11 protein-coding genes are annotated in these 15,511 nt (G+C 36.1%); 6 read left to right on the top strand and 5 right to left on the bottom strand.

Features of this window, described 5'->3' with window-relative positions; genetic code table 11:
• Positions 1-31 precede the first annotated feature (31 nt).
• Positions 32-946 (bottom strand): malate dehydrogenase, encoded by a 915-nt coding sequence (locus tag OO712_RS08630; protein WP_109876434.1) that lies wholly within the window; start codon positions 944-946, stop codon positions 32-34.
• 143 nt (positions 947-1,089) lie between these two features.
• On the opposite strand from OO712_RS08630, the gene larC reads away from it, so the two are divergent.
• From larC to OO712_RS08615, 3 genes are read left to right on the top strand one after another with little or no spacing between them, the layout of a single operon-like run.
• On the top strand, positions 1,090-2,313 hold the full coding sequence (gene larC / locus OO712_RS08625) for a nickel pincer cofactor biosynthesis protein LarC (RefSeq protein ID WP_109876433.1): 1,224 nt from the start codon (positions 1,090-1,092) through the stop codon (positions 2,311-2,313).
• The gene (larE, locus tag OO712_RS08620; RefSeq protein WP_109876432.1) at positions 2,314-3,111 is read left to right on the top strand and encodes an ATP-dependent sacrificial sulfur transferase LarE; all 798 of its coding nucleotides are present in this window, start codon (positions 2,314-2,316) and stop codon (positions 3,109-3,111) included.
• Entirely contained in the window at positions 3,108-4,274 is a 1,167-nt protein-coding gene (locus OO712_RS08615) for a cysteine desulfurase family protein (RefSeq protein ID WP_109876431.1), read from the top strand. Before larE ends, OO712_RS08615 begins: the two co-directional genes overlap by 4 nt.
• Here the strand turns inward: OO712_RS08615 and OO712_RS08610 are convergent.
• The 4 genes from OO712_RS08610 to OO712_RS08595 form a co-directional block, all read right to left on the bottom strand.
• Positions 4,271-5,071, bottom strand: coding sequence for a PEFG-CTERM sorting domain-containing protein (locus OO712_RS08610; RefSeq protein WP_109876430.1), 801 nt, complete (start codon positions 5,069-5,071; stop codon positions 4,271-4,273). The two genes, OO712_RS08615 and OO712_RS08610, sit on opposite strands and share 4 nt — an antisense overlap.
• A 72-nt stretch (positions 5,072-5,143) precedes the next feature.
• Entirely contained in the window at positions 5,144-5,956 is an 813-nt protein-coding gene (locus OO712_RS08605) for a PEFG-CTERM sorting domain-containing protein (RefSeq protein WP_109876560.1), read from the bottom strand.
• A gap of 122 nt (positions 5,957-6,078) precedes the next feature.
• Entirely contained in the window at positions 6,079-6,936 is an 858-nt protein-coding gene (locus OO712_RS08600) for a PEFG-CTERM sorting domain-containing protein (RefSeq protein ID WP_109876429.1), read from the bottom strand.
• Between the two features lie 172 nt (positions 6,937-7,108).
• The gene (locus tag OO712_RS08595) at positions 7,109-7,933 is read right to left on the bottom strand and encodes a PEFG-CTERM sorting domain-containing protein (protein ID WP_109876428.1); all 825 of its coding nucleotides are present in this window, start codon (positions 7,931-7,933) and stop codon (positions 7,109-7,111) included.
• Positions 7,934-8,112: 179 nt separating this feature from the next.
• On the opposite strand from OO712_RS08595, the gene OO712_RS08590 reads away from it, so the two are divergent.
• The 3 genes from OO712_RS08590 to OO712_RS08580 are packed head-to-tail and all read left to right on the top strand — an operon-like array spanning position 8,113 to position 15,502.
• Positions 8,113-8,364 (top strand): DNA-directed RNA polymerase subunit H, encoded by a 252-nt coding sequence (locus OO712_RS08590; RefSeq protein WP_048117695.1) that lies wholly within the window; start codon positions 8,113-8,115, stop codon positions 8,362-8,364.
• Positions 8,364-11,711: a DNA-directed RNA polymerase subunit B gene (locus tag OO712_RS08585; protein WP_109876427.1), complete on the top strand. Its 3,348-nt coding sequence runs from the start codon at positions 8,364-8,366 to the stop codon at positions 11,709-11,711. The genes OO712_RS08590 and OO712_RS08585 overlap by 1 nt, the downstream gene beginning before the upstream one ends.
• On the top strand, positions 11,711-15,502 hold the full coding sequence (locus OO712_RS08580; RefSeq protein ID WP_109876426.1) for a DNA-directed RNA polymerase subunit A': 3,792 nt from the start codon (positions 11,711-11,713) through the stop codon (positions 15,500-15,502). Before OO712_RS08585 ends, OO712_RS08580 begins: the two co-directional genes overlap by 1 nt.
• The last annotated feature ends 9 nt before the right edge of the window (positions 15,503-15,511 follow it).

Raw genomic sequence — 15,511 nt, 5'->3', positions numbered from 1 at the left:
ATAGTTTTGATTTGTCAGGATAAAAAAATGCTTAGATCTCAATACCTGAGATGGCACTTTTAACACTTTCAACGGCTTTATCAAAAATTTGTTTTTCTTCATCATTTAGATCTAACTCGATTATTTTTTCTACGCCCTTTCTCCCAATTACTGCTGGAACTCCGATAGTCACATCTGAGTGACCGTATTCGCCATCAAGATATGTTGCAACTGGAATGACTTGTTTTCTATCTCTCATTACCGATTCAACAATCGCCGAAATTGCATTTCCAGGTGCATGAACTGTCGCACCTTTTAATTCAATCACTTTGGCTGCAACTTGCTTTGTATTTTGAATTAACTCATCTAGTTTTTCTTTTGGAAGAAATGATGATAATGGTATTCCTGAAACAGATGAAAATCTTGGCAATGGCAACATATTTTCCCCATGTTCTCCAATCACTAATGCTCTGATTGAATCCCTGGAATGTCCGGTTGCTTCGTGAATGAATTGTCTGAATCTTGATAAATCTAACATTCCTCCCATTCCAAATACTCTGCTTCTATCAAAACCTGATACTTTGTAAGTAATGTACGCCATTGGATCAAGCGGATTTGTTACTGGAATAATCATTGAGTTATCCGCATATTTTTTGACATTCTCTACCACACTTTTTACAATAGTTGCATTAATTTTCAAAAGATCCATTCTAGTCATTCCTGGTTTTCTTCCTGAACCTGCTACTACTACTACTATATTGGAACCCTTCATATCTGCAAAATCATTTGAGCCTTTAACTTCCACATCAATTCCTTGCTCTGATAACATGTGGTTGATATCCATTGCTTCGCCTTGTGGGAGTCCTTCAACAACATCAAGTAGCAAAATTTGATCATCCAATTTCTTCAAAGCTGAGAATAATGCTGCATCTCCACCTACTTTCCCAGCTCCGATAATTGTAATCATGAAAATCATCGCTGATTTTCAATAATTAAATCTACCCAAGAATTGCGTCTGAACATAATTAGCAGCACTCACAAGATCTTAACAGAAATTGAAATTCACAAACATTTAGACGAATTTATAAGTATTTTCAATAATTTTTAATCATGGTTGTAGTAATTGATCCTCAAATTGCTGGAATCTCTGGAGATATGCTTCTATGTTCTTTAGTTGATTTGGGTGCTGACAAAAAAAGAGTCATAGATGGAATTAAAAAATCTGAAAAATTTCTCTCAAATTCATCAATCAAAAAAATTGATTTTCAAAAAATTCAAAAACATGGAATTGAATCTCTTCAACTAATTTTAGAAATTGACGAAGAAACTCATGAACGAAAAGGTTCTGAAATTAAAAAGGCAATTACTGATTCTGTCAAATCAATAGGACTCTTAGAAAAATCACAAAAATTTGCAGAATCTTGTATTGATACCCTGATTTCTTCTGAATCTAAAATTCATGGCATTCCTGAAGACTCTGTCCATTTTCATGAGGCATCAAGTATTGATACTCTGATAGATATTGTAGGAATAACAATTGCATTAGAAGATTTAGGTTTGTTTGAAGAGAAAATTGTCTGCTTGCCTGTTTCAGTTGGTGGTGGAACTGTTACCTTCTCGCACGGAACAATGTCTAATCCTGCAAGCGCAATTCTTGAGATTTTCAAAAACTCAAATTTAATTATCAAAGGTAATGATTCAAAGGATGAACTCACTACTCCTACTGGAGCATGTATTTTAGTAAATTTGACAAATGATTCAGTGGAATATTATCCTTCTATGAAAGTTGATTCGATTGGTTATGGTGCAGGACAAAAAAATTTTGAAACTTTTTCAAATACTCTTAAAATTATACGAGGATCTCAAAATAATTTTGTGACTGATTCAGTTAAGATTCTTGAAACAAATGTGGATGATGTCTCTGGTGAAATACTTGGCAATCTAATTGAAAAAATTATGAGTAAAGGTGCAAAAGATGTTTCAATTTATCATGGAATTACCAAGAAAGGAAGGCCTACAAATCTTGTGTCTGTGATTTGTGATGATGACAAAATGGATGATATTATTGATTCTTTAGTTTTAGAAACTGGGACTTTGGGAATTAGAATCTCTAATTCTAATCGCTTTATTGTCCCAAGAACAACCCATAGTATTTCTCTAACCTTAAACGGCAAATCATTTGTAGTTAATTACAAAAAATCCACTTTCAAAGGAAAAACTGATTTTAAAATAGAATTTGATGATTTGAAGAAAATATCGAACACTCTTGGCAAATCCATTAAAGAGACAGAATCATTACTAAGGAAAGAGATTGAGGAACTGGAGAAACTCTAAATGACTGATCTTGATGACCTTGTAAACTGGTTTGAGGGCAAAAATAAAGTAATGGTTGCGCTTTCTGGTGGTGTTGACAGTGCACTTGTTGCATACGCTGCTTTTCAAAAATTAGGTGATTCTGCTATTGCAGTTACTGCTGATTACAAAACATTGTCTGAGGAAGAACTAACTACTGCCAGGGATGTTTGTTCTGAGATCGGAATTCGACAACTTTTCTTGGATTACAATGAGCTTGAAAATGAATATTTTACAAAAAATGATTCAGATCGATGTTTTCACTGTAGAATGGAGTTGGGAGATCATCTAATTGAATTAGCAAAAGAACATGATGTACAGATTATTGTAGATGGCACAAATGTTGATGATTTAGGAGATTATAGGCCTGGGATTGAAGCACTGAAACAATATGGAATCAGAAGTCCTCTTGTTGAGACGGGATTCTCGAAATTGAAAATTAGGGATGCAGCAAAATCTGTTGGATTATCTGTATTTGATAAGCCTTCTAATTCTTGTTTGGCATCGCGTATCCCTTGGGGACAACGAGTTACCGCAGAAAAATTAACTCGAATAGAATTTGGCGAAACAATTGTCAAACAACTTACAAAACTAAAACATGTAAGAGTTAGAGATCTAAATGGGTCTGCCAAAATTGAAGTTGATAAAGACATGATATCTATATTTGATGAATCTATTTTAGAACAAATTACTGAAAAATTAAAACTCGTTGGATTTAGTTCAGTTGAAATTGATCAGGAAGGATATAAACCAGGAAAAATCAATGTGATTGCAGATTGATTTATCTTGATAATGCTGCATCCACTAAAATTCATGAATCTGTTTTAGATTCAATGCTGCCTTATCTCAAAGAACAATACGGAAATCCATCATCTATTCATCGCTATGGTCGATTAACTCATAAGGCAATTGAAAAGGCCAGAAAACAAATTGCATCCTTAATCAATGCTGAACCCTCTGAAATTCTAATCACATCTGGTGGCACAGAATCTAACAATACAGCATTATGCGGAATTGCCATGAAAAATCCTGCATGCAAGATTATTACATCTTTAATTGAACATGATGCAATTTTAGAACCTTGTAAAAAATTGTCTCAAAATGGATTTGAGATTGATTATCTTCCAGTTGACTCCTTTGGAATGGTGAATTATTCGGAACTTGAAAATCGTATCTCCGAAAAAACTTGCCTTGTTTCAATCATGTTCGGAAATAATGAGGTAGGTACCATCCAACCAATCTCTGAAATTGCTAAAATTTGTAATGAAAAAAAAATCATATTTCATACTGATGCCGTACAAGCAGTTGGCAAGATTCCAATTGACGTCAAAAAATTAGGCATAGATTTACTGTCTGTTTCATCTCATAAACTCTATGGCCCAAAGGGAGTTGGTGCACTATATATCAAAAACGGTATTTCCATTGATCCTGTAATTTTAGGCGGTGGTCAAGAAAATGGTTTGCGTTCTGGAACTGAAAATGTAGCTAATATTGTTGGATTTGGAACAGCCTGCGAGATTGCTAAAACATGTTTGGATGAAAATATGTCTCATATGAAAAAACTACGTGATTACATGATTAAAAGAGTATTAAGTGAAATTCCCGAAGTTACACTAAATGGTAATTCTGAATACCGATTGCCAAATAATGCCCATTTTACCTTTCTTGGTGTTAATGGAGAAGATCTAATAATCAAACTAGATGAATTTGGAATTGCTGCATCTACTGGTTCTGCTTGTTCTGTTAATACACAAAAGGCATCGCATGTTTTAGGTGCAATGGGGTTCTCTCTAGAACAAATAACAGGATCCTTGAGATTAACTATTGGTATTTTTAATGATGAAAAAGAAATTGATCAAACAGTTGAGGTTTTGAAAAAAGTTGTAAACGAACTTCGCTCAGTTTCTCCCTTTAAGGAAAAATATTCTTTTGGTTTACACTAAATTTTGAGTTGAAATTTCTTCTGAGTCATTACAATTGTTGTCATAATTCCTACGATGAGGATCATTACAGCAATTGTACTGAATTCTGGAACTACATAAGTTCCAATAATCTCAATATCTGAATCTCCCTGTTCAAAATTGATTGTTATTACCCTGGATTCTGAACCTACAACTGATTCTTGGTATGCTACCTCTATTCCGTCTATTAGAATAATGAATGTGTCATCTTTCCCGTCTTGTTTTTCTGCTCCTATGAACTCTCGGGGTAAATTCAGTGTGATCAGTCCTTCATCTATTGAATCCACTTGTACAATTAACGCAAAAATTTCAGAATCTACTACCATGTTTTTTACCGTTCCACCTCTGATGGTATATTCCACATCAAATGTTCCCCTGCTTCCCGCATCTACTTCAAAATTGGTTGTAGTTTCAGATGCTTCTGATTTCGGAGTAAATGAAAATGAGCTTTCTGCTATGTGTTCCTGATAAAACGCTCTGATGGTGTATTCGCCGCCTTTTTTCCATACTCCTCCTTCTGCGATAATTGTTTTTGTGAAAGTACCATCTTGGGCCACGATGATCTGTGCAATTTCAATTATTGCACCTTCTTGAACAATTTGTATCAAAACTGGTGTATCACCAATTACAGTATTCACATTTCCAGAAATTACAATTGTATCTCCTTCATCATAATGGTTATCATCTGTTTGTATAGTTATGATGGACTCTTGTGCAAATACTGTACTTGTAGAAATTATCAATAATGTTGCTAGAATGTAAAATATTCTAAACTCCACAAAGTTTCAAATGCTCATTTGTATATTTTCTTTACTACTAAAAAATGAAAAAATGAAAAAAGTTGTGTGATTTTAGTATCTTGGCATAATGCTAAGTCTTGATTTTGCAGATACTGCAATTATTGAGATAATTGCTACTGCTAGAATCATGGCTGCGATTGTACCAAACTCTGGTATCACAAAGGTACCTATAATTTCAATTTTCTCGGCGCCGGCTAGGAACATGACTGTTACTTTATTTCTAGCTTTGTCAATTTCAACATCATCCCATTGTTCTCCGTCAACTAATACCATGAAGATACCGTCTTGGATTTTCTTTGATGGGGTTACTGTTAATGTTCCATCTTTTTTGGCGTCGATGTTAATGACAATCGATTTGTCATCAGTATTGATAGTTGCACTTTTTACTACTCCACCTGAAATGCTAAATGGTATGCATTGACCACTTGCAGTTATTTCGTTAACTCCACATTTACTTGGGGTTGGTGTTGTTACAACTCCACCAGTTAGTTCAACTTTTGCACTATTGCTTTTTTCAACACTGCCATAGTTTACTTTAATGGTGTAGGTACCGTCGTATTTCCACATTGCACCTGCTGTGTTTAACATAGTCTCAAAACTCTTGTCTTCTGCTACAGTGATTTGATTAACTGTAACGATGGAGTTGAGTGGACTCACAACAGTAACTGTGACTGGATATCCAGATGCTATATTTGCTACTTGGCCTGATACCATAATCATCTCATTATGATTGTACTCTGTTTTATCTGTCCAAACAGATATTGGAATTGCCGCCATCAACATTTTGTTTGCTGATGCTTTGGCCTCATCCTGAGCACATCCTACACATGCTGGTGGAAGTTCCACTGCATATGCTGATGACATAGTTAGGGTACCGACTGCAGTCAAAATGGCTAGTAGCGCGAACGACGTACGACTGTTCATCTTGTTGCGAATTGAACCTGTCTCTATTTATGTATATTTAAAAAGAGAAAAAAGTTGTGAACTTAGTATCTTGGCATAATGCTAAGTCTTGACTTTGCAGATACTGCAATTATTGAGATAATTGCTACTGCTAGAATCATGGCTGCAATTGTACCGAATTCTGGTACTACCACTCCATCTTTGATATCCACTTGGATTGAAGCGGTATATTTTGGATCGTCAAATTGTTTTGCGCTTACAGTATAATATCCATCTTGTTTCCATAATGGTCCACCAGTGGTGATTGCTTTAGTAAATTCTCCATTCAGCATTGGTGATACTTGAGCTACAGATACCACATTTCCATTTGGTGCAGTAACAGTCAAAGTGACATCTTGACTTACTCTGTCAGTGGTACCTTCGATATTGATGGTTGTAGATCCTATGACCGCATCTGCATAAATTTCAATTCCTTTGTCTGTTGCAACATTTGGCGTGGTATACACTATTCCTGATTCCATGTTGGTTTCAGTCACAAGCGTTTTTTTTGCCATTCCGTTTACTACTTCAACAAGCACTTTTAGTGTGTACAATGAGTTTTGCTGTGGGCTTTGCATAGCCTTTACAGTATAGAATCCATTTTCAGTCCATGTTGGACCAATTTTGAATTGTGTTGCAAATTCTCCATTTACATCTGGTGAAACCTGAGCAATTCCTACTACATTATTTCCACTTGGGGATGTCACTCTAAATGTAACATCTGTGATTTTTGAAATTGTCTTGCCTGTTACCATGATGATGTCTGAATCTCTATCTGCCTGAGCTGTAAGGCTCATTCCTTGACTTTGAGCAAAAACATCTTGTTGAATTGAGGTCATTGAAATTAATGACAATGCCATAAGGGCTATCGCCATTGATGTTGTAGATCGTTTAAAATTCATCCTAATTCAACTTCAGATATCTTGTTATTTATGTATATTTAAAAATGGTTCTGTTAAGTTAGCAGGTCTTGGGTTCATATTTTTTTAGTGTAAAGTGGTAAGATCTAGAAAAACATGTATGGCTTGTAAACTCCCTCAGTTTACTCATTAAAAATAGAAAAAAAGATGAAATTTAGTATCTTGGCATAATGCTAAGTCTTGATTTTGCAGATACTGCAATTATTGAGATAATTGCTACTGCTAGAATCATGGCTGCAATTGTACCAAATTCTGGAATTACAAATGTACCGATTATTTCAATCTCTTCAGCTCCTACTGGGAACGCTATGGTGAGAATTCTTTCCGTTGCTGATGTTGTTTCTTCAAAGTTTACTTCTTCTCCGTCAATTAAGACAAAGAATTCGTCATCTTCACCATTCATTGTTGCATCCAATATTGATCTAGGGATTGTCAAGGTAAGTGAACCATCACTTGTTGCATCGATAGATACGATGAGTGATTTTGCTTCTACATCAGGCATGATACCTAATAGTTTTCCACCCGTTATTGTGTATCCTATTAAGTCACTAGAACCTTCAATTGAAACAGTTGTATCGGTTACTCCTGTATTCTTTGGTGGAGTACTTGTAGATCCACCAAATTCAAATGTCGTTGTTGCTATACGATTTTGTGTTCCATATGTCACTTCAATTGTATAAGTTCCAGCTGTCTTCATTGTTCCGCCCGCAGTCAATTCAGTCCTGAATTTTTTGTCAGCACCTATTGTTAATTGAGCTAGACTGACAATTGCGTTGTCATTCTTAACTATCAAACTTACTGGGGTTCCTGAATACAGATCTCGTACTTCACCTGTTACTATGATTGTTTCACCTTCTGAATATGATGATTTGTCCGTAGTAACAACAATCGAGTTTTGTATTTGTCCAAATGCTGGTGCCATACCAATACTTACAATCAAAATTGCAGATAAGGTAAACACCGTTAGATGAGCTTTCATCAATTTTACGCGAAAAATAATGCTATTTAAGGTTACGATAAAATTTATTGACTAAAAAGAAAAAAGACTAAGCGCTGACGAATTTCAGATTAGATATATATTAACCCGAGCGTGAGATTTTGACAGTTTGTGTGTATTATTTACCGTTACATTTAATGTTCTAAATGGGGGTTTTGTAGTTGGCAACTAAAAAAAATCAAGTTCTAGTGCCAGATCATATCTATGTTCCAAAACATGAGATTATTTCAAAACAAGAAGCTGAAGAAGTTTTAAAAAAATACAATTGCAAACCAACCGAATTACCATTAATCTTTGTAAATGATCCTGCAATTTTGGGACTTGGAATAAAACCTGGTGATATGATAAAGATTACCAGAAAAAGTCCAACTGCTGGTGAAAGTCTCTATTACAGATACGTGGTGGAAGTATAATGGCAGATCCATCCACAAAGCGTTGGCCAGTAATTCAAGATATTCTGAAACGTGAGGGTATTGCACGTCAACACCTAAACTCATTTGATGAATTTCTAGAGAGAGGACTTCAAAGTATTATCAATGAAGTAGGACAAATTGATATTGAAAATGCTGAATACCCTTACAAAATTCAACTAGGTAAAGTCAAACTTCAACAACCAAGAATGATGGAACTTGATGGTTCTATTACTCATATTACTCCAGCTGAGGCACGATTGAGAAACGTTTCATATTCTGCCCCTGTCATGATGGAGGCAAGTGTTGTAGAGGATGGAAAAATTTTGGAATCCAGATTTGTTCATATTGGCGATGTACCAGTAATGGCAAAATCAAATGCCTGCATCTTACATAATTTCTCTACTCAAAAATTAATTGAACATGGTGAGGATCCCAATGATCCTGGTGGTTACTTCATCATTAATGGTTCAGAAAGAGTAATTGTAGGATTAGAAGATCTTTCTTACAATAAAATTATTGTAGATAGAGAAACTGTTGGTGGAAATATTGTTTTCAAAGCTAAAGTATATTCATCAATTGTTGGATATCGTGCAAAATTAGAACTTGTAATGAAAAACGATGGGTTGATTGTAGCTAGAATTCCTGGTTCTCCAGTTGATATTCCAGTTGTCACATTGATGAGAGCACTTGGATTAGAATCTGATAGAGAAATTGCAGCAGTTGTCTCTTTGGTGGATGATCTTCAAGATGAACTGGAAGGCTCTTTTGAAAAAGCGGGAGATGTTCCAACATCTAAAGACGCCATTGTTTACATTAGTAAAAGAATTGCACCTGGAATGTTGGAGGAATTCCAAATTAAACGTGCAGAAACTTTACTTGATTGGGGATTGTTGCCACATTTGGGTAAACATCCAGAAAATAGAAAAGAAAAAGCACAATTCTTAGGTGAAGCCGCTTGTAAATTATTAGAATTAAAACTTGGTTGGATTACCCCTGATGACAAGGATCATTATGGAAACAAAGTAATCAAATTTGCAGGACAAATGTTGGCAGATCTCTTTAGAACTGCGTTTAGGAATTTGGTTAGAGACATGAAATACCAATTAGAAAGATCAGGTCAAAAACGAGGAATTAATGCAGTAGCTGCTGCAATTCGTCCTGGAATTATTACTGACAAACTAAACAATGCGATAGCTACTGGAAACTGGGGACGTGGACGTGTTGGTGTTACTCAATTACTTGATAGAACAAATTATCTTTCAACAATTAGTCATCTTAGACGAATTCAATCTCCTCTTAGTAGAACCCAGCCCAACTTTGAGGCAAGAGACTTGCATGCAACTCACTTTGGAAGAATATGTCCAAGTGAAACTCCTGAAGGCTCAAACTGTGGTTTGGTGAAAAACCTCGCTCTATCTGGAATTATCTCAGTGAATGTTCCATCAGAAGAAATTGTGGAAAAACTCTATGATCTTGGAACTGTTCATTTCTTTGATGCCAAAGAAGATTTGAAAAAAGATGGAACCAGAGTTTTTGTTGACGGTCGTTTAATTGGATATTTCAAAGATGGTCAAGAGATAGCTGAATCTCTCAGAGAACTCAGAAGAAATTCAAAGATTCATCCTCATGTTGGAGTGTCATTTCATAAATCTGATATCGAAGGTTCAACAAGAAGACTTTATGTGAATTGTAATGCAGGACGTGTTTTACGACCATTAATAATTATCAAAGATAACAAATCATTGTTAACTCAAGATTTGTTAGATAAAATCTCCAAGAAATTACTTTCCTGGACTGATCTTTTGAGAATGGGAGTTTTGGAAATGATTGATGCAAATGAAGAAGAAAACTGTTATGTTACATTAGATGAAAAAGATACAAAGAAACACACTCACCTTGAAGTATTCCCTCCAGCAATCTTAGGTGCAGGAGCTTCTATCATTCCGTATCCAGAACATAATCAATCTCCAAGAAATACATATGAATCTGCAATGGCAAAACAGAGCTTAGGATTTTCAACACCTATGATGAATACTAGTACATATGTTAGACAACACTTTATGCTATATCCGCAAGTTCCAATTGTAAATACAAAAGCAATGAAACTCTTGGGATTGGAAGATAGACCAGCGGGTCAGAACTGTGTTGTTGCAGTACTTCCATTCGACGGATATAACATCGAAGATGCAATTGTTCTTAGCAAAGCATCTGTAGATAGGGGATTGGGAAGAACATTCTTCTTTAGAATTTATGATGCTGAAGCAAAACAATACCCCGGCGGAATGCGTGATACCTTTGAGATTCCTAACGCTGAAGATAACATTAGAGGTTACAAGGGAGAGCGTGCATATAGATTACTTGAAGAAGATGGCGTTGTTGCATCAGAAGCTCCAGTAAAGGGCGGAGATATTTTAATTGGAAAAACTAGTCCTCCAAGATTTATGGAAGAATATAGAGAGTTTGAATCATCTGGTCCATACAGAAGAGATACTTCTATTGGTGTTAGACCATCTGAAACAGGAGTTGTAGATACAGTAGTTATGACTCAATCAAATGAAGGTGGAAAAATGTACAAGATTCGCGCAAGAGATATGAGAATTCCTGAAATTGGTGATAAATTTGCATCAAGACATGGACAAAAGGGTGTACTTGGAATTTTAGCCAAAGCCGAAGACTTGCCATATACTGCAGAAGGTATGTCTCCTGATGTTTTGATTAATCCTCACGCATTTCCATCTAGAATGACCGTTGGAATGATGATGGAATCTATTTGTGGCAAGGCTGCTGCATTTCGTGGAAAGCGATTTGATGGCTCTGCATTTGTCGGAGAAAAAATGGATGAAGTAAAAGAAGTAATGGATGCACACAATTTCAAATATTCTGGCAAAGAAATAATGTATGATGGTAGAACTGGAAAACCCTTCCCAGTAGATGTCTTTATTGGAGTTGTATATTATCAGAAACTCCATCATATGGTTGCTGACAAAATCCATGCAAGAGCACGTGGACAAGTTCAGATGTTAACTAAACAACCAACTGAAGGTAGAGCAAGAGGTGGTGGTTTAAGATTCGGTGAAATGGAGAGAGACTGTTTGATTGCTTATGGAGCTTCTATGATTCTAAAAGATAGATTACTTGACGAATCTGATAAATCTGATATTTTTGTCTGTGAAAGATGTGGATTGGTTGCTTATCATGATGTTAAACAAAGAAAATATGTATGTCGGGTTTGTGGTGATAAAGCCAAAGTCTCTTCAGTCTCAGTGGCGTATGCATTCAAACTACTCTTACAAGAAATGCAGAGTCTTAATGTCGCACCACGTCTATTAATCAAGGAGAAAATCTAATGTCGCTTCAAGCTATCAAATCAATCGATGGAATCCGTTTTTCCGTATGGTCTCCAACCGAAGTTCGAAAATATTCTGTTGCTGAAATTACTGCACCTGAAACATATGATGAAGATGGAATGCCAGTTCAAGGAGGTCTTATGGATGGAAGACTCGGTACACTTGAACCAGGACAAAAATGTTTAACTTGTGGAAATACTGCTGCTAGATGTCCTGGACATTTTGGACATATTGAACTTGCAGAGCCAATTTTACATATTGCATTTATTGATAACATCTACAAACTATTACAATCAACATGCCGTTCTTGTGCAAGACTCAAAGTACCACAAGAAGATTTAGATGAATTCAAAAAAATCAAAGACAAACATGCTGCATACACTGTAATTTCTCAAAAACGTATCCCAGAACAAATTATAGAAAAAGCAAAGAAAGCAAAAGAATGTCCTCATTGTGGTAAAACCCAATACGAATTAGTCTTTACAAAACCAACCATCTTCGTTGAAAAAACAGAGATTGGTGAACATAGATTACTTCCAATTACAATTAGAGAAAGATTTTCACAAATTCTTGATGAAGATTTGCTTCTTTTATCCTATGATCCAATTACTGCAAGACCTGAATGGTTTATTCTTCAGGCATTGCCTGTCCCACCTGTAACTGTAAGACCATCAATCATTCTTGAAACAGGAATTAGATCTGAAGATGACTTGACACACAAAATGGTAGACATCATTAGAGTTAATCAAAGACTAAAGGAAAGCAAAGAAGCTGGAACTCCACCACTAATTGTTCAAGACTTGGTTGATCTGCTACAGTATCATTCTACAACATATTTTGATAATGAAGTTTCTGGAATTCCTCAAGCTCACCATCGTTCTGGACGTCCACTCAAAACATTAACTCAAAGACTCAAAGGAAAAGAAGGCAGATTTAGAGGCTCATTATCTGGAAAGAGAGTCGACTTTTCAAGCAGAACTGTAATTTCACCTGATCCTAACTTGGATTTGTCTGAAGTTGGAGTTCCTGAGCAAGTTGCTATGAAACTAACAATTCCTGAAATCGTTACAGAGTGGAATATTGAAAGAATGCGAAAACTTGTAATTAATGGACCTGAGAAATTCCCTGGTGTAAACTATATCGTTAGACCTGACGGTGTTAAAATTAGATTAGACTTTGTAGAAGATCGTTCTACCATTGCAGAAACTCTTGAGATTGGTTATCTGATTGAAAGACATCTTGCAGATGGTGATATTGTCATGTTTAACAGACAACCTTCACTTCACCAAATGTCTATTATGGCTCACTATGTGAGGGTACTTCCAGGTAAGACTTTCAGATTACATCCTTCAGTTTGTCCTCCATACAACGCAGACTTTGATGGGGATGAGATGAACCTCCATGTTCCTCAAAGTGAGGAAGCACGAGCAGAAGCGATTCTTTTGATGAGAGTCCAAGATCAATTAATCTCTCCAAGATATGGTGGTCCAATTATTGGTGCACTCAGAGACTTTGTAACTGGAGCATATCTTTTAACAAAAGACGAAACAACTCTTTCTATTCAGGATTTCTCCAATCTTGCAATGCTTGGAGGTTACAAAGATGCACTTCCAAAACCTGCTACTAAAACAAAAGACGGTCCAGCATACACTGGAAAACAACTATTCTCACTATTCTTGCCAAAAGACTTCAATTATGTTCTCACATCAAAATGGTCAAAGGGAACAAACGGTCCTGCGAAAGATGTTGTAATTAAAAATGGCGAACTCATCAGTGGTGTAATTGATAAAACCTCAATTGGCGCAGAAGAACCAGAGAGTGTCTTACACAGAATTACAAAAGACTATGGAAATGCAGTAGGTAAAAACTTCTTAAATTCTATTCTAATTATGGTAAAACAATTCATCACAAGTTATGGATTTAGTTATGGATTCGGTGATCTTGAAGTACCAGAAAAAGACAAACAACAGATTCTCAATGATATTCAAGAAACCTATGACATCGTATCTGATTTGACTAATCAATATGAAAAAGGAACTCTCAAACTTACCAGAGGTATGAGACCTGAAGAGGCACTTGAAGCATACATTGTAAACGAATTAGGTAAAGCAAGAGACAAGGCAGGCTCTACTGCAAACAACTCACTCGATAATTCTAATGCTGGAAAAATTATGGCAACCACTGGTGCCAGAGGTTCGTCGCTAAACGTAGGTCAGATGGCAGGTGCTTTAGGCCAGCAATCAAGAAGAGGTAATCGACTCCATGATGGCTACCACAATCGTGCATTGACACATTTCCAAGAACATGATAATAATCCGGACGCACACGGATTTGTAAAATCCAATTACAGAGAAGGTCTCTCTGCATTAGAATTCTTCTTCCACGCAATGGGTGGTCGTGAAGGGCTTGTCGACACTGCAGTTAGAACACAACAAAGTGGATACATGCAGCGTAGGCTGATTAATGCACTAGAACACATTAGATTGGAATATGATGGAACCGTTAGGGATCCACACGGTCACATTGTTCAATTCCTTTACGGTGAAGACGGAATAGATGTTGCAAAAAGTGACCATGGTGAAGCATTCAATGCTCACAGATTAGCTGAATCTCAAACAATGATTGATTCAGGCAAAAAGGCAACAAAAGATGAAATTGATACCATGATTAAAAAATACACAAAGACGTTCAGTCCAAGACTCACGTCACTTGTATCTGAAGCATTGCATGAATCAAACCTAAGTAAAGATGGTGTAGAGGCAGTATGTAAGAAAGGATTATTACTTTACAACAAAGCCAAAGTAGAACCTGGACAAGCAGTGGGAATTATCACTGCTCAATCAATTGGTGAACCTGGTACTCAGATGACTTTGAGAACGTTCCATTTTGCAGGAATTAAAGAAAGAAACGTAACCTTGGGTCTTCCTAGATTAATTGAGCTAGTTGATGCAAGAAAGAAACCAGTTACGCCAACTATGGATATCTATCTTGACAACGAGTCAAAGAAATCCAGAGAAAAAGCAATCGAAGTTGCAAGAAATGTATTGCAAACGAAAATCAGCGCATTAATTGCAAACAGTGAAACTGATTACTCTACTGAAATTAAATTAATTCTAAGTGAGAACAGACTAAAAGAGAGAGGATGTTCAATTGCTGAAGTTGAAGCATCACTTGCATCAAATAAGAAATTCAAGATGGAAACAGTCGGTGAACTAATTACTCTCAAACTAGTTGAAGAATCTGATACTGCAACAGTAATTGCAATCAGAAATAAAGTTCTAAACACCACTGTAAAAGGTGTTCCAGACATTGAACGTGTAACTCTTGTTCAAAAAGACGATGAATGGGTTATCCAGACAACTGGCTCTAACATTGCCAAAGTTCTTGAAGTAAAAGGCATTGACAAAACAAATGTCAGAACAAACAATGTGTTTGAAATTGCAGGAACTCTGGGAATTGAAGCTGCACGAAACGCATTGATTGATGAACTTAATCATACTCTGGGTGACCAGGGATTAGAAGTTGATAATAGATACATCATGTTAGTATCTGATTTAATGTGCTCTAGAGGTTACATGCAACAAATTGGCAGACATGGAATTGCCGGTACTAAAGACAGTGTTCTTGCAAGAGCCGCATTTGAAATTACAGTTCCTACAATTGCACATGCTGCACTTGGTGGTGAAATTGAACAACTCAAAGGTATTACTGAAAACGTAATTGTTGGTAGCAACATTCCAATCGGCAGTGGAACTGTTGATCTATACATGCAAGTAAGCAAGAAAAAATAATCTGGTAAT

The organism is Nitrosopumilus zosterae, assembly GCF_025998175.1.
GTDB classification, from domain to species: domain Archaea; phylum Thermoproteota; class Nitrososphaeria; order Nitrososphaerales; family Nitrosopumilaceae; genus Nitrosopumilus; species Nitrosopumilus zosterae.
This window is presented reverse-complemented; position numbering and strand designations above follow the sequence as displayed.